14 protein-coding genes are annotated in these 16,162 nt (G+C 30.9%); 1 reads left to right on the forward strand and 13 read right to left on the reverse strand.

All coding sequences use genetic code 11. From position 1 onward, the window contains the following. Positions 1 to 684: 684 nt before the first annotated feature. From JOP69_RS09760 to JOP69_RS09795, 8 genes are all read right to left on the reverse strand, one after another. Entirely contained in the window at positions 685 to 1,722 is a 1,038-nt protein-coding gene (locus JOP69_RS09760; RefSeq protein WP_203394764.1) for a glycoside hydrolase family 43 protein, read from the reverse strand. Between the two features lie 11 nt (positions 1,723 to 1,733). Continuing rightward, entirely contained in the window at positions 1,734 to 3,152 is a 1,419-nt protein-coding gene (locus JOP69_RS09765) for an MFS transporter (protein ID WP_203394765.1), read from the reverse strand. A gap of 12 nt (positions 3,153 to 3,164) precedes the next feature. Beyond that, positions 3,165 to 4,313, reverse strand: coding sequence for an endo-1,4-beta-xylanase (locus tag JOP69_RS09770; RefSeq protein ID WP_203394766.1), 1,149 nt, complete (start codon positions 4,311 to 4,313; stop codon positions 3,165 to 3,167). 230 nt (positions 4,314 to 4,543) lie between these two features. Continuing rightward, positions 4,544 to 5,596 (reverse strand): aldose epimerase family protein, encoded by a 1,053-nt coding sequence (locus tag JOP69_RS09775; RefSeq protein ID WP_203394767.1) that lies wholly within the window; start codon positions 5,594 to 5,596, stop codon positions 4,544 to 4,546. A 6-nt stretch (positions 5,597 to 5,602) separates the two neighbouring features. Continuing rightward, positions 5,603 to 6,370, reverse strand: coding sequence for a ThuA domain-containing protein (locus tag JOP69_RS09780; protein WP_252191098.1), 768 nt, complete (start codon positions 6,368 to 6,370; stop codon positions 5,603 to 5,605). Between the two features lie 176 nt (positions 6,371 to 6,546). Continuing rightward, positions 6,547 to 7,689, reverse strand: coding sequence for a Gfo/Idh/MocA family protein (locus JOP69_RS09785; RefSeq protein ID WP_249988932.1), 1,143 nt, complete (start codon positions 7,687 to 7,689; stop codon positions 6,547 to 6,549). A 787-nt stretch (positions 7,690 to 8,476) separates the two neighbouring features. After that, positions 8,477 to 9,076 (reverse strand): hypothetical protein, encoded by a 600-nt coding sequence (locus JOP69_RS09790; protein ID WP_252191099.1) that lies wholly within the window; start codon positions 9,074 to 9,076, stop codon positions 8,477 to 8,479. Between the two features lie 209 nt (positions 9,077 to 9,285). Beyond that, the gene (locus JOP69_RS09795; protein ID WP_203394769.1) at positions 9,286 to 9,978 is read right to left on the reverse strand and encodes a hypothetical protein; all 693 of its coding nucleotides are present in this window, start codon (positions 9,976 to 9,978) and stop codon (positions 9,286 to 9,288) included. A 77-nt stretch (positions 9,979 to 10,055) separates the two neighbouring features. Between JOP69_RS09795 and JOP69_RS09800 the strand changes: the two genes are divergently transcribed. Further along, complete coding sequence (locus JOP69_RS09800; RefSeq protein ID WP_203394770.1) at positions 10,056 to 10,472, forward strand: helix-turn-helix domain-containing protein; 417 nt, start codon at positions 10,056 to 10,058, stop codon at positions 10,470 to 10,472. A gap of 206 nt (positions 10,473 to 10,678) precedes the next feature. On the opposite strand, the gene JOP69_RS09805 is transcribed toward JOP69_RS09800, so the two are convergent. The 5 genes from JOP69_RS09805 to JOP69_RS09825 form a co-directional block, all read right to left on the reverse strand. Next, positions 10,679 to 11,881, reverse strand: coding sequence for an endo-1,4-beta-xylanase (locus JOP69_RS09805; RefSeq protein WP_203394771.1), 1,203 nt, complete (start codon positions 11,879 to 11,881; stop codon positions 10,679 to 10,681). Between the two features lie 22 nt (positions 11,882 to 11,903). Continuing rightward, positions 11,904 to 12,848: an SMP-30/gluconolactonase/LRE family protein gene (locus tag JOP69_RS09810; RefSeq protein WP_203394772.1), complete on the reverse strand. Its 945-nt coding sequence runs from the start codon at positions 12,846 to 12,848 to the stop codon at positions 11,904 to 11,906. A gap of 11 nt (positions 12,849 to 12,859) precedes the next feature. Next, entirely contained in the window at positions 12,860 to 14,029 is a 1,170-nt protein-coding gene (locus JOP69_RS09815) for a hypothetical protein (protein ID WP_203394773.1), read from the reverse strand. 90 nt (positions 14,030 to 14,119) lie between these two features. Continuing rightward, on the reverse strand, positions 14,120 to 14,524 hold the full coding sequence (locus tag JOP69_RS09820; RefSeq protein ID WP_203394774.1) for a hypothetical protein: 405 nt from the start codon (positions 14,522 to 14,524) through the stop codon (positions 14,120 to 14,122). Between the two features lie 162 nt (positions 14,525 to 14,686). Further along, positions 14,687 to 16,084, reverse strand: a complete 1,398-nt coding sequence (locus JOP69_RS09825) for an alkaline phosphatase (protein WP_203394775.1) — start codon at positions 16,082 to 16,084, stop codon at positions 14,687 to 14,689. Positions 16,085 to 16,162: the final 78 nt, after the last annotated feature.

Consider the following 16,162-nt stretch of genomic DNA (forward strand, 5'->3'; position numbering starts at 1 on the left):
GTATCTAATTCTACTAATTTAATTTTTGAATTAGCAAAACTAATCTTGTTTCAAGCCAAACTATTTGACCTAAGTCAATAAATTGATACGAACTGTAATTTAATAGAGATCTAGTATGTTTTAATGCCGGAAATTGCAACTGTTGGTGCTAACGGTTAGTATATGAAAAGTAGACGATTTCGAGTAAGTACAAAGTTTGAGATGAGTCAAAAACCTTAAATCTACTGCCGTTTCATCTATTTTCATATACATTTAAAATTAATAAAACTCTCTTATTATATCTATCGTTAAACTATCAGCCTTTTTCCCTATTTGGGTCTTTAATATTAAAAAATGAGCTGTTTGGTTATTAATGTCGATCGCTTCCTGAGCTTGCCATTCTTCCAAAATCACAACCTTTGAGCTGATGTATATGAGATATTACCTTCCTCTTTCCGTTTCACATCGGTAACGGCTTTCAGCATATTTAAAATATCTTCCTTAAATCCAGATTTTACAATAATTGTGCTATAATTTTAATTCATTCATTATAAATAACACTAAAAAAATTCGATATACTTACTTTTATCCGTCTAAACCATTAATATCAACTTTTAATTGAGCTTGAACAGTTCTCGTTGCCTTTTTATCTATTTCATATCTTGTAGGGATGTTTGTCAATCAACAAATTGCAACTTGCAAAAACTAATCCCTATAAGGTTCTATTGTTTGTATTGTTCCATCCTCGTTATAATTAATTTCTATAACTTTTACAGAACGTAAATGTGTTACTCCTTTTGATAAACTAGAATCATGATAAAACAAATAATCTTTTCCTTCTACATTACAAACAGAATGATGAGATGTCCAACCTACAACTGGTTCTAAAATTCTACCACCATACGTAAATGGCCCATAAGGACTATCACTTATTCCATAACAAATAAAATGCGTATCGCCTGTAGAGTATGAGAAATAATATTTTCCGTTATGTTTATGTAACCATGCAGCTTCAAAAAATCGTCTATCAGTATCATTTGCTACTAATAAATCTCCATTTTCATCAACAATTTCAATTTCTTTTGGCTTTTCATCAAACTCTAATAAATCATCCGTCATTTTTGCAATATATGGCAATAATGCAGGCTCATCTCCTTCAGGAAGAAATGCTGTAGGGCTTTCTGGTTGGCTTGCATTAAACTCGCCAGTTCTCCAACGTTGCAATTGTCCCCCCCAAAGACCTCCAAAATACATAAAGCAACTTCCATCATCATCTTTAAAAACTGCTGGATCTATAGAAAAACTACCTTTAATTGCTTCTGGTTCTGCTTTAAACGGACCTGTTGGTGAGGTGCTTGTAGCCACCCCAATTCTAAAAATATCATCATGTGCTTTTGCTGGAAAAAACAAATAGTAAGTCCCATCTTTTTCATTTGCATCTGGCGCCCACATTTGTTGTTTTGCCCATGGCACATCTTTTACATGCAAAGCCAAACCATTATCTACAGCCTTACTATCTATACTATCCATAGATAATACATGATAATCTTCCATAGCAAAATGGCTACCTAAATCGTCAAAAGCTTCTCCTGCATCAATATCATGAGATGGATATATATATATCTTACCATCAAAGACATGTGCAGATGGATCTGCGGTATAAATGTGAGAAACTAATGGTTGCGAAATGGCTTTTTTATTTAATTCATCAAAATTGATGTGTTCTATACTTTTTTCTGGCATGGTATTCTTTTTTAAATTGCTCTTCTTTCTTTTAACTCTTTTTCTATTTTTAATTCCATTTTTTTATCAATTTCATAAAAATATAATAGTCCTACTCCTATTAAAAATGGAACTGCAGCATACACACTAATTAATAACTTTGTACCATTAATGGCTGCTTCACTTTGTATTTCTAAATGAGAATCATATCCATAGCCTCCTAAAATTGATGAAACTAAAGCACTACCAATACTTATACCTCCTTTTAAACCAACCATCATTGCAGAAAAAATAATAGCAGTGGCTCTTCTGTTTGTTTTCCATTCAGAATAATCAGCTACATCGGCAATCATCGTCCAAAGAATTGGAGTACCAATTCCGTAAAAAAACATGTGTAAAATCTGAGTACCAAATATGAGTCCTATAGATTCTGGTTGATAAAAATAAAAAGCAATGATAAATAAGGTTGAAATAAAGAGCGAAATACCTAAAACATTTCGTTTTCCATATTTATCTGCCAAACGTTTAGAAAGAACGATTCCTATTAACCCAACTAAAATTCCAATTCCGTTAAACACTCCTAAACCAAAAGAGGTTTCATTTTCAAATGTGGGTAATATTGATTTATATGGATCTAAAAACACTCTTAGTTTATCTTCATTTACAAAGTTTTCGAAATAATAAACATAAGAACCCCCTTTCATTGCTAATGTGATAAATATTAGAGTGGTAAGCACCAACATAATTACCCAAGGTTTATTTTTAAACAAATCTGATAAATCTTCTTTTAAACTAGATTTTTGTTCTGGCTTAGGTATTACTCTTTCTTTTGTTGTAAAAAATGTAATCATTAACATTATGGTTCCGATAATTGCCAAATAGGTCATTACAGTTTCCATACCTGCTGCTTTGTTACCATCACCTGCTTTTAAAATTAAATCGTACATAAAAACTTGTACAAAAAACTGTGCTCCTAAAACACCCACAAATCGATATGCAGATAAGCTATTACGCTCTTTCATATCTCCTGTAATAACACCACTTAAAGCAGCATACGGTAAATTATTTGCTGAGTATAATAAGAGCAATAAAGAATAGGTAATTACAGCATAAATAACCTTTCCTTGATACTCAAAATCTGGCGTAGAAAAAGCTAATAATGCAGCTAGCCCTAGAGGTATTGCAGTCCATAAAATCCAGGGTCTAAATTTACCCATTTTAGTATTTGTTCTATCTGCCAAAGCACCCACTATTGGGTTAAAACCAAACGCAGCTATAAGACCAACGGTTAAGGTTACTAATGCGGCATCTTCTGGCTTTAAGCCATAAATATCTGTATAAAAATAAGAGAGATAGGTTACTAAAGTTTGAAAAACTAAATTGGCTGCTAAATCTCCAAGAGCATAACCTACTTTTTCTTTTACTGATAATTTGTGTGAAATAGTTGTCATTTTTAGGAGGTATTAGTTTGCCTTATTTTTAAGCGCAATTACATTATTGTATACTTCTTTTGGTTTATCATCTCTTCCAAAAAGTAAAGGATAATTTGTACGTCCTTTTATTGGCCAATCATTTAACCAAGATTGCCCATCGTTAACTCCCCAAAAAGTTACACGACTAATTTTATCTTTGTGTTTTAAGAAAAGATTAAAAATATCTTCATACCGTTTTGCTATTTTTAGTTTAATGTCTTCCGTTAATCCATTTGGATAAGGATTCATTTTAGGATCATTCTCGTATCTTTCATAGCTTTGCTCTACCGCAGCTCCATCCAGTTCCCAAGGATTTGGCAGAACGGTAATGTCTAATTCTGTAAACATAACTTTTACTCCTAATTCTGAATACGCAATTATACTATTTTCAATATCTTCTAAAGATGGCCCCTCTAAACTCCAATGTGCTTGCATACCAACACCATCAATTCTAATACCTTTTGCTTGTAAATTTTTTACAATTCTAATAACTCCTTCTCTTTTTGCTGGTTTCCAAAGATTGTAATCGTTGTAAACTAGATCTGCATCTGGTGCTGCTTTTTCAGCAAGTTTAAAGGCCAATTCTAAATAACTTTCATCGCCAAAAATTTTATAAAACATAGATTCTCTTGGAGACCCATCTTCATTTAAAGCTTCATTTACAACATCCCAAGAATCAATTTTTCCTTTATATCTACCTGCAATGGTATTAATGTGTTTTGTAATGTTATTTACTAAAGTATCCTTATTTGTAATTTCATGAACCCAAGGTGCCAATTGACTATGCCAAAGCAAGGTATGACCAACGATATGCATATTATTTTTCTGACCAAAAGCAACATAAGCATCCGAGACATCGAAATTATAAGTATCTTTTTTAGGGTGAATTTGCTCCCATTTTAAATCGTTCTCTGGAGAAATCGCATTAAACTCTCTAGTTATTAAAGCTGTTTGCTCCGCATTTACTTCTTTAATCTGCCCTGTATTAAGTGCCGTACCTATTAAAAAGTCTTCTTTAAAACTATCTTTCAAAGAAGTTTTGTTTTGAGGTGTTTCTTTAACAGCTTCTTTTTTTGTCTCTTTACAGCTTAAAAAGCAAATTGATAATAAGAGTAAAGTTGTATTTATTTTATTAAACATATCTATATTGTATTTATTTGTAAATCTCTATGAATATCACTTACTGCTATTAAGTGAGTTTTTTTTTATATAAACCGACCAATAAGTAGTTTAAAAAAATAGCACTTAATATTGGTTTAAAATTAACTGTAATATGTAGATTGCTGTAAAACAAATACTGCTTTTAGTAGAACAATTCTTGCATTATAAGAATTTAATTCTATTTTAAAAGTGTTACTAAATTCTAGCAATCACTTATAAACACTAAACTTATAAATAGTTCTTGAAAAATATTTTTCTCCAGATAGTAATAAGGTTGATGGAAAATTGGTTTGATTAGGACTATTTGGAAAATGTTGCGTTTCTAAACAAAACGCGGCTCTTTTTTGATATAAAACATCGTTTTTGCCTTCTAAGTTATTTAGATGATTTCCTGAATAAAATTGTATGCCAGGTTCAGTAGTAAAAACCTCTAAACTTCTCCCAGAATTTTCATCAATTACTTTTGCTACAAAACCTGTATTCACATCATCTAAAACAAAATTATGGTCAAAACCACTACCTAAATCTATTTGTTTATGTTGTTTATTTAGAGCTTGCTTCAGTGTTTTTAATTTTCTGAAATCGAAAGGAGAATTGGCAACATTTTCTAAAATCCCTACAGGAACCATTTTATCATTTACAGGTAAATAATAATCTGCCTTTATCTGAAATAAATGATTTTCTATTGATTTATTAAAATTACCCGATAAATTAAAATAAGAATGATTTGTTAAGTTTATAACGGTTTTTGCATCTGAAACTGCAAAATATTTTATTTGTAATTCATTTTCATCGGTTAACGTATACTCTACTTTCACTTCTAAATTACCAGGAAATCCTTGATCTAAGTGTTTTGAAAAATGAGTTAATTCTAAAACGGATTCGGATATTTGTTTTGCTTGCCAAACAACTGCATGAAAACCTTTTTCACCTCCATGTAATTGGTTTTCCTCTTCATTTTTCTCTAATAAAAATTCATTATTATCTATACTAAATTTACCATTTGCAATTCTATTACCATATCGACCAATAATAGCCCCAAAAAAATGATCTGGCTTTTCTAAATAATTTTTTGCAGAATCGTAGCCTAAAACAACATCTTCAAATACACCATTTTTATCAGGAACAAATAGATTTACAACTCTACCCCCATAATTGGTTATTTGAGATACAATTCCATTTTTATTTTTTAATGTAAATAATTGAATCCCCTGTTTTTCAAAATCTTTTGAAAAATTATTAGCATCTATTAATTTTATCATTTTAGTTCAGTATTGCTTATTTTTATTTAAAACCCAGTATATGCCTCCAAAAATGTGATTTAAGAAATTTTTGTCTTTATATGATTCTGGTTTATGGCCTAAAGCTGTATAAAAAGATCTTCCTCCTTGATACTCTTGATTCCATGAGATGGGGTGTTTCTCTCCCATACCTTTTAACGGAATGTTATCATAACCCGCAGTAAAATCATAAGAAGCTTCATCAACAGTCAATAGAATATTTAGTCTCTCTAAATTTATATTTTTAAAGTTATACCATTCATCACTTCGTAGCCATTTATTTGGCAAATGCCATGTTGCTGGAAAATCATTATTTTCAACTTTTACAATTGCGGCTTGCAATTTTGGATGATTCACAAATTTCGCTCCAACAAGACCATCAAACCAAGAATTATCGTTTTTACCATCTGATGTTCCATGTATACCAACAAAGCCTCCGCCTCTTTTCATAAATACTTTTAAAGCAATCATATGTTTTGTCTTTAAAGAATCAGCATTAGCGTTCATAAATATTACTACATCATGTTTTGGTAATTTCGTTATAAGATCATTTGGTCTTTGTGTCCAATTAAACTTAAATTGATGTTCTTTTGCCATTTCTTCAAAAGCCTGAATAGCAACAGGTATGTTATTGTAATGCCAAGTATCATGTTGGGTATACAATAGAACACTAAACTGGTCTTGCGCATTTGTTTTCATCATTGTCAAGAAACTTATAGTTAATAACAGATATTTAATTGTAAAAGATTTCATCATAAAACGTTTATTTTAATAATACATATATTCCTATGCTAAACCCACAATTGTAATTCTTGGATAGGTGTAATCTTCTACTTCTGCAATTAGATATTTTAACCTTGTAGGTATCTAAACAAATAAAATAGCAATACTTGTATCATCTTTATCTGAAATAGTCAAATTTGGAGCGATTTTTAATCACCTCTTTTTCTTAAGTCTAGAATATTAGGAATTTCATCTAAAAAAACTTCCTTGCTATTTTCATTTGCTGATTCATAAATCTTTTCAATGATATACATATCACGTAACCCCATTTCACCAGGAACGATACTTTTAGTATCATTTAAAATATTTAATGCAAAAGCATCAATTTGAAGTGCTTGTTGATTTACGTTTTCAATTTCTATAGGGCCATTTGGGGTTTTACCTTCTAAACCACCATAAGTAAATGAAGGATTTAATTCTATTTCTCCTTTTTCTGTGGATGCAGTTATATAACAATAAAAATCTTCTTCATATGAAGTTTTGCACAAGGCTTTTCCTGATGGAAATGTCATTTCCCATTCTAAACTTCCTTCAATATTTTGTTTGTTAAAAAAGGTAATGTCTTTAGTTGTGTCTTTTGCCCATAAAGATGTTGGTAATTCACCAAACATATAGATCGCAGATTGTAATACATAAATTCCTAAATCCATTAAAGGTCCTCCACCAGATAAAGATTTTTGCAATCTCCATTTTTTAGGATTTTTTAAAGTAAACGCAAAACCAGCTTCAGTATTCATTTTGCCAAAAACTTTATTTTGCCCAAGTTCCATCAAATAGCCATTAATAGGATCGAAATGTAATCTGTAACCTATAGATAGTTTTACATTTTCTTTTTTACAACTAGCGATCATTCTTTGACAATCTTCCACAGAAGTTGCCATCGGTTTTTCACAAATAACATGTTTACCTGCCTTTGCTGCTCTAATAGTAAATTCTGCATGCATACTATTTGGTAAGACAATATATACGATATCTATAGCATCATTATTTACAATTTCATCAAAATTAGTATAGTTGTAAATATTTTCTTTTTTGATGTTGTATTTTTTTGCCCAAACACCTTCTTTTTCTTTGGTACCAGTAACAATTGCAGACAGATAAGAGTGCTTTGTTTCTAATAAAGCTGGTGCTAATTGTGTTGTGGAATAAGAACCCAAGCCAACTAAAGCTATGCCTAATTTTTTAGTTTTATCAGAAGTTGTACAACCTTGTAACATTTGCATTTGCAATGCAAATAGTGTTATACCTGTAGACCCCGCTAAAAGTTGTTTAATAAAAGATTTTCTTTCCAATATTTTAAGGTGTTTTATTTTTGTCAAACTTTAAAAAATTAAATTTATTATTTGACAGATTAAAATTTAGTAATTTCAATTTTAAAATTAATTATAATCGCTAAAATACTGTAAGACAAATAGTGCTTTGAGTAAAACAATTATTGCATTCGTTTTGTTATTTGAACAACTGAAAAAAAAATTCTTTAGCAAATGATTAAATACTACATAAAATTTATAAATACTTGGTAGCACTATAATTTTGCTCAAGTAATGACTTTATAGAAGAGGATTTGATTTTTATCTACTTTATAAAAACCTTTATAATCAAAGTTAATGGGTTTATTTTACAGTTTCTAAAATAGCTTTTCTAACAAGTTTAGTTTGTAAATTTCTATTATATAAAAGAGGATAATTTGTTCTGTTTGGTATTGGGTAACCATTTTTACAAGATATGCCATCATACACACCTCAAAAAGTTACTCTGTCTATTTTATGTTTGTTCTTTAAGAAAATCTCCAATAATTCCTTGTATCTATTTGCCAATTGTTTTTCTACATCTTGTGGCAAACCATTTTTATAAGGGTCAAAAAAGGTTTCAAATTCTTCTAATTAAAATTGAGATTCCATCATACTTCTGCCAATAATTTGCCCTTCTTTTGTAAGCAATGATACATCGTTTAGTATAAGAACAGTAGCGGATTAAAACGCATTAGCTTTCGTATCGAAATATACTTAAAAAAAAGAAAAACGGTTCGAGTTAAAACCTAAACCACTAGTGCTTTGATACATCGTTGGATGCCGTTTTTCATTCCAATTCTTTTACCTTCTTTTGAGAAATAATAGGTTTGCCCTTTAATGCCTGAACTAAAGTTGATGTTGCAAGAAGTCCATAAAGTAATGAAATAACTATTGTTGCTTTTGTGTTTTTAAAAATGTAAAAAGAAAGTAATGGTAGTACTTGTAAAGCGTGCATACCAATAAAGTGCGAGACTCTTAAATCTCCTACAATTTTACTCCAACCTAGAATCCACCAATTCGAATTATCATTGATAGCTCCAACACTGTGGTTCATACGAGACCCCATTAAACCTCCTTCAAATGAAAAAATAACAAAAATAAAGATTCCCAAACGAATTGACCAAACGTAATAACTCGGTAAATTTGGAAAAGACTGTGTGAAAAATAACAAGCCAATATAAGCAGTATATAGTGTAACAACTACTGCTATTAAACCCATTAACGAATATAGAAGTGAATACGTTGGTGTGCTAATATTGAAATGAGATAATAGTCCTTTTGATGCTTGAAAAATAATATATAAAAGTTCAAAACCGAACAACGTAATTACTGTCCAATTAAAAGGTGTTCCATTAAAATCTGAAAGATAATGGCAGTACCAAGCCATAGTCCAAGAATATAAGCCTATTGATACAGCAAATTTGAAAGGCTTGACCCAGGCATTTACCCCGTGAATCTGTGTCGATGTTGTTTTGGTAAGAACCATACAAATTATGGAAAGAATTAAACATAACAGGCCAAAATAAAATAAGTACTCGTTACGAAGTTTCAATTCTTTTATAAAGCTGATAATTCCTTCAATCATAGTTCTATTTTTTATTCAACCTTGTATTTTGGAACAAAAAAAATTAAACAATACAACATTGCACCATAAGTAAAAATCAAGGTAGGCATATTGGTGTTAAATCCTAAATTAAATTCAGGAATACTTAGAAGCTCTCTAAAAGAACGTGTTGCAATTAGTGACATAAAAACAATTCCATAAGCGAAAACAGAAATAATAGCTACTTTATTTTTAGTAGTTCGTATAATTCCTTTTTTTACCTCTCCTCTAAAGAAATACCAAAGTGCTCCAATCATGAATATTACTTCTATGAAAATGGCTAAATATACATTGGAAGCGTACAGACCAAGACCAGCTTCCATTGTACCCGCCCCAAACAGATGATGCATATGACCAGAAAAGAAATCTAATACAAAGTGTATAAAGACTAAAGCCATACTTACTAATCCTATTTTCGTGCTTTTAAATAATAATTTTCCAATTACAAATGCAATAGCTAACCAGAGTAATAAAGGGGCTAAATCATGACTATATAACATATCAACTGCCATATTACTTAAAGTGGCATCAAAGGCATCACTTGGGTCAGTACGTTCAAGTCCTAAATAATGAAAAGTAAACCACAATAAATCCTGTAATTGTGATATAATTAAAAAATAAAGTAATGTTCCTTTTGGGAATTTTTGTTTCGCTATTAATGCGGTAGTAAAATGACCTGCTAACATAATTTTTGTATTTTTGCTTTCAATTCGATAGCAAAAGTAATAATTACTATCGAATTAATAGTAATAATTAATTAAAGATGATAAAAGAATTTCGCTCTGGCTGTCCAATCTCTTCTGCATTAGATGTTGTAGGTGATAAATGGTCTTTGTTAATTATCCGAGATATGTTAATTAAACATAAAAAAACATTCAAAGAAATATCTGATTCAGACGAAAGGATTGCTCCAAGTATTTTGTCTGCACGATTAAAGTTATTGGAATCTTATAAATTAATATCCAAGACAAAAATACCTGAAAATAAAAAAGAGAATATTTATTTGTTAACCGAAAAAGGAATTCGATTAACTCCAATAATCGTTGAATTCAGTTTGTGGGGCGATACTAATATGCGAGAATTTAATAAAATAAACGATATAGAGGGTTTGAATTCAGATAAGTCTTATTTTATTCAATCTGTTCAAGATAGTTATAATTCTATGTTGCTTAATTTCTAATAATGTTGCTCTCAAATGGAATACAAATAGCGATTATTTTTATGAATTTGTAAGTTTAAAAGATAAATGCAACATCATATTACATGCTTTGTCATCTACCCTTATCAATACTTATATTTCGTATTTGTAATTAAATATAAAGATAACTTGCCTAATTATGTAAAAGATAAGTTATCTTTTTACCGGTATTTAGAATGATTACGATATCAATTAATCCAATTTAATACTGTTTCCAAAATAGCTTCTCTGGCCAATTTAGGTTGTATATTTCTATCATACAAAAGAGGATAATTTGTTCTATTTGGTATAGGATAGTCATTCTTCCAAGACATTCCATCATGAACACCCCAAAAAGTTACTCTGTCTATTTTATCTTTATTTTTTAAGAAAATCTCAAATATTTCTTTATATCTATTTGCCAATTGTTTTTCCACATCTTCTGGCAAACCGTTTTTATAAGGATCAAAAAAAGTTTTAAATTCTTCCAATTGAAATTGAGGTTCCATCATACTTTTTCCAATAATTTGCCCTTCTTTTGTTAAAGGCAAAACATCAACATCTAACTCCGTAATCATTACTTTTATCCCAAGTGCAGAATATGCATCAATAGCTTGCTGAATGTATTCGTTTTTAGGGAAATTAAGACCCCAGTGTGCTTGAATACCAACTCCATCTATACGAATTCCTTCTTTTTGAAGCATTTTTACCATGCGTACTATACCTTCTCTCTTTTCTGGTCGCCAAGCATTAAAATCATTATAATACAGTTCTGTATCTGGTGCATATTCACTTGCATATTTAAAGGCTAGTTTTACCATTTCATCACCGTCACCAATACTATTTACCCATATTGTTGGTCTGTATGAACCATCATTATCCATTACCTCATTTACCACATCCCAAGCTTGTACTTTTCCTGCATATCTACCTGCAACTGTTTTAATGTAGGTTCGTAACTGCTCCTTTTGCTCTTTAGGAGTATTAGCCTCTCCTTTTTTATTGGTAAAAAACCAAGCAGGTGTTTGGTTATGCCATATTAAAGTGTGTCCAACAATAAACATGTTATTTTCTTTTCCAAAAGCAACAAATTCATCTGCAGCTTTAAAATTATAAACTCCAGGAGCTGGATTTACAGATTCTGCTTTCATACAATTTTCTGGTGTAATTGTATTGAACTCCTTTTTTACAATTTGGTTTAAAACATTCTCTTTTCCAGAAACAATATCATCGTTTATTGCACTACCTAATAAAAAACGTTTTTCAAAAGCGTGTTTTAGTGCCATATCCTCGTTAGATTTAGATACAGATAAATTATTACTAGTTTCTTTTGGTGTTTTATCATTATTACATGCAGTAATTGCAAGCATTAAAATACCAATTAGCATAAAAGTGAATTTTGTTTTTTTCATAAAATTTGATTTCTAAACTATCTTAATTCCCATATCGAACACCTTGTACATTCATCTCTAAAGTATACACTGAACTCATCGCTGTTATAAAAAGTTTTTTTTGATTTTTCCCACCAAAAGTTACATTCGCAGTCCAACCCTGCGGCACTGCAATTTGTTGAATTTTTTCACTATCAACATTAAAAACTGTAACACCATCAGTTCCTGATAAATAAATATTTCCCTTATTATCTATCGTCATTCCATCAGATCCCATAGTTGTAAATAATTTTCTATTCGTTAAATTTCCGTTTTCTTGCACATCAAAAACAAAGGTTTTATTGTCTGCTTGGTCTGCTACATACAATTTTCTACCATCTTTAGAACCAATAATACCATTGGGCTGTACGTAATTATCATTAGATACAATAATAGGTTTATCTGTATTTGGGGCTAAATAATAGACTCTATTTTCTTTTTGTTGTGGCTTTTTATGAGACCACCAATCACGTTGATAATAAGGGTCTGTAAAATAAATACCTCCTGTAGCATTAACCCAAAGATCATTTGGGCCGTTAAGTTTTTTATGCTCATAGTTATCTACAAGTACAGTTACCTCTTTATTTGGTTTAATACGCCATAATTCGTTTTTTTTATCTGCGGCAGACAATAGGTTACCATTATTATCAAAATAAAGCCCATTTGAACGACCTGAGGGTTTCATATACTCAGATACTAAATTGGTTTTTGCATCCCATTTTAAAATTCTGTCATTGGGTTGGTCGGTAAAAAAAACATTCCCTTCTTTATCTGTTGCTGGCCCTTCCGTAAATTCAAAATCATTTGAAATTAAGACCAATTCTGCACCATCGCCTATAATTTGATTGCTCTTTTTGTTTTGAGCATTACATGAGGTGCATAATACTATAAAGAAAATGATATGTTTAAAACCTAAAAAGGTTTTAAACAATTTTATATTTATTTTCATTTAAATAATTTTTACTCCCTTGTATAGTTTAAGAATTTATTAATTTTAAACTCACCATCTAAAACAGTTGCTTTAAAAACATATTTACCTGCTTTGGGAATAAAAACACGTGGTGTTATAGTATTTGGGTTATTATTTTCGAACGCACAATCGGCAGGACCTTTTACTTGCTTCCATACTATTTCTGGGCTAATATCATCTTTATCCTCGTCAGTAATCACAGTTGTAATTGCAAGACTGTTATCTGTTTTTGAATACGTATAATCGATAGTAATAGTGGGTGGTGTATTTATTGCAGAAACTATAGCATTGGTGTCATTTGCAAAACGTTGCTCATCCTCGAGACCTGCTGCCCAAAGTGCAATTCGTTGTGCAAACACTCTATTATCGGAATGACTTAAACGGGTACCAGCCCCAGCATTCCAAAACAAATTACGATCAAAAACACCTATTACTCTACCTTTACCTATTTCAGCTATTGCTAAAGCTACATCGGTATTTTCATTAAATTTACCATCATTAGAATTTACAACTAACCTACCGCCTAATCCGCCTTCTTGCGCTTTCGCTAAAATTACTGCCGGTTTAGAAACACGAATAAAACTTACGCCTTCTCCCCTAAAAGCAACGCCTTTATGTTTATTTTTTTTATTAATAAAGTGATCTTGTGTATACTCATTCACCAAATAGTTTCCAGCACCATTATCAGTCAAAAAATACATACCAAATTGCTCCATTAAAGCATTGTCAGAAATTCTCCCTACTTCATTATCCACACCTACAATGCTATACTCACCACCAAATCCACTATCTGACCAAGCAATTACTCCGCCACCTTTTTTCACCCAACGCTTTAAGGCTTTAGCTTCAGCTTTGTTAAAAACTCGCTGATTTGAGCCTAAAATTAAAACATCAATCGACTTTAAAAATTCGGCATTAATTACAATTTCTTGATCGTAAACTTCGTTTACCGTAAACCCAACAGCATCTAATGCTTTTTTAAAACCACTCATTCCTAAAGCTCCTTCATCATTCAAACGCATTTGGTGAAATGGTTTTTTACTTCCCGATGGTAGCGTGCCATCCGCAGCAACATCTCCATATACATAAACAATGTTTTGTGCATCTACAGCAAGAAAACAAATTAAACTTATAGTTAATAATATTATTTTACGTTTCATATATTTATTTTTAGTGATACCTTATTAATAGTTTATTTTATTCGCATTAAAAAAGAGTTATTAAGATAACGCAATTCTACAGCTAAAGTACTAATAAGTAACCTTCGACTTATTCTTTAACTTTTTTTCCATAATAGGGTATAAATCATAGGTTGGATACATCTCTGATTTAAAAGCTTTCCATGCTGTTCTTTCAATAGCAAGGTTTACTGCTGATAATTTTGAAGCAGGCAGTTCCAAAACAACCATTTGACCAATTCCCATAACTACAAACCAATTAACTACAGAAACGCCTTCTGGTGGGAAATTTTCATAAAACCCTTGATCGGTTCTTATCTTTTCAATTTCATTTAAATTCATACTTTGATCATGTTTAAGAAAAACTGTTAATAACAACTTGTCTTCACCTTTTTCAGAACCGGTTTTTACATCAGTCGATTGCGAATAACCAATGAATTGTATTAAGAATAGCGCGAGTAATAATGAGTATTTCATATTTTATAAATTTTAGATCTATGGTGTTTTTATAAAGTTAATGCTTCTTGTTATGTTTGCTGACAAAAAGTAAGGTGGAAATTCGATTATGGAATATTATTCCTTTTTTCACCCTATTAATTGAGGATATTTTTAAAAGAATTTCATCTAAAAATGATTCATTTAAATACCCATAAGTTTCAGAATTTTTTTTGGTAAATCGGTATTATCGAAATATTCTGAGAACTCTTCTTGACCTTTACCTATAACTCTAACAGGAACCGGTGTACCAGAATGATCACCAGAACCCCATCTTATTCCTGCCTTTTTATTCAAAATGTAGGCTGCTGTTTCTGCAATGGATTTTGTCTTAGTTTTACTTAAATAATCGGCATCTGCGTTTACTTCCTTATGTCCTTTAAACTGTTTGTTGTAGGCAGATTTTAATAAGGTCAATTCTTTATCATCTAAAGACAAACCGATATCCTTGTTTCCTAAGCCAAAATCTGCCTGTACTAACTCTAAAATAGTATTGAAAGAGACTTTTGGATCTGTATTTTTAAGTTCTGTCATTTTTCTTTTAAACTCTTGAACTGAAATTATTTGGTATTTCAACAATTCAGGATTTGTGACATAATTTATCCCAGTAGATAAGGCCCCTGTTTCATGGTCTGCAGTAACTATTATTAATGTTTCATCTGGTCGTTTTTTGTAAAACTCAAAAGCTTCTTTAATAGCATCATTAAAAGCAAGTACTTCATGCACCATAGATACACCATCGTTTCCATGACACGCCCAATCAATTTTACCGCCTTCTACCATCATAAAAAAACCTTTATCATTATCAATCACTTCAATCCCTTTTTTTGTAAAATCGGCAAGAGAAAGCGCGTCTTCTTTTTTATCAATAGCCCAGTAAAATTCTCCTGTAGGATACTTTTCAGGGTTTATGGCAATTATTTTTTCATCGCCATTTTTCAGTTTATTAAATTCCTCATGAGAGTCTGCTATGGTATAGCCCTTTTTAATAGCATTTTCAAATGAATCTGGTTGATCTCCTTTTTTTCCTTTAGGATGATGGAAGCCTCCTCCTCCAAAATAATCAATATTATAATTGGGTAGCTCCATGCTAATTTCGTAATACATATTACGAGAATCTTGATGTGCATAAAAGGAAGCAGGAGTAGCGTGATCTATCATTACACTAGACAATATACCTACTTTAAAACCTGCTTTTTTTACTTTTTGAGATATGTTTTCATACGCTATTTTTTTGTCAGGCGATTTTCCTATAATACCATTAGCCGTTTTAAATCCTGTTGACATTGCTGTTGCTGCTGAACAAGAGGTAGTAACATAAGAACTAGCTGAATAATTCGTCATATTCGAATTAACCGGAAAACTACTCATTAATAGTTTTTCAGTTTTAATCTCGTTGGGTTTTGCATTTAAATACATTTCGGTTGTATAAACTTGACTTACTCCCATACCATCTCCAATAAACAGAAATACATATTTTGCATTTTGTTTCGTTTGTCCATATCCAATAGCACAAAACAAGGCCATTGAAATTATCATCATATTTTTAATCATGTCTTATTTATTTTAAATTTATTTTTTTCTTAAACAAATGGTTTTCTAGTTAGGTAGTGTTTATTG

It is taken from the genome of Polaribacter sp. Q13, assembly GCF_016858305.2.
Taxonomy (GTDB): domain Bacteria; phylum Bacteroidota; class Bacteroidia; order Flavobacteriales; family Flavobacteriaceae; genus Polaribacter.

Bases quoted from the DNA above. Each gene is read 5' to 3' on its own strand.
- JOP69_RS09760 (WP_203394764.1), bottom strand. From the start codon at position 1,722: ATGCCAGAAAAAAGTATAGAACACATCAATTTTGATGAATTAAATAAA.
- JOP69_RS09765 (WP_203394765.1), bottom strand. From the start codon at position 3,152: ATGACAACTATTTCACACAAATTATCAGTAAAAGAAAAAGTAGGTTAT.
- JOP69_RS09770 (WP_203394766.1), bottom strand. From the start codon at position 4,313: ATGTTTAATAAAATAAATACAACTTTACTCTTATTATCAATTTGCTTT.
- JOP69_RS09775 (WP_203394767.1), bottom strand. From the start codon at position 5,596: ATGATAAAATTAATAGATGCTAATAATTTTTCAAAAGATTTTGAAAAA.
- JOP69_RS09780 (WP_252191098.1), bottom strand. From the start codon at position 6,370: ATGATGAAATCTTTTACAATTAAATATCTGTTATTAACTATAAGTTTC.
- JOP69_RS09790 (WP_252191099.1), bottom strand. From the start codon at position 9,076: ATGGCTTGGTACTGCCATTATCTTTCAGATTTTAATGGAACACCTTTT.
- JOP69_RS09795 (WP_203394769.1), bottom strand. From the start codon at position 9,978: ATGTTAGCAGGTCATTTTACTACCGCATTAATAGCGAAACAAAAATTC.
- JOP69_RS09800 (WP_203394770.1), top strand. From the start codon at position 10,056: ATGATAAAAGAATTTCGCTCTGGCTGTCCAATCTCTTCTGCATTAGAT.
- JOP69_RS09805 (WP_203394771.1), bottom strand. From the start codon at position 11,881: ATGAAAAAAACAAAATTCACTTTTATGCTAATTGGTATTTTAATGCTT.
- JOP69_RS09810 (WP_203394772.1), bottom strand. From the start codon at position 12,848: ATGAAAATAAATATAAAATTGTTTAAAACCTTTTTAGGTTTTAAACAT.
- JOP69_RS09815 (WP_203394773.1), bottom strand. From the start codon at position 14,029: ATGAAACGTAAAATAATATTATTAACTATAAGTTTAATTTGTTTTCTT.
- JOP69_RS09820 (WP_203394774.1), bottom strand. From the start codon at position 14,524: ATGAAATACTCATTATTACTCGCGCTATTCTTAATACAATTCATTGGT.
- JOP69_RS09825 (WP_203394775.1), bottom strand. From the start codon at position 16,084: ATGATGATAATTTCAATGGCCTTGTTTTGTGCTATTGGATATGGACAA.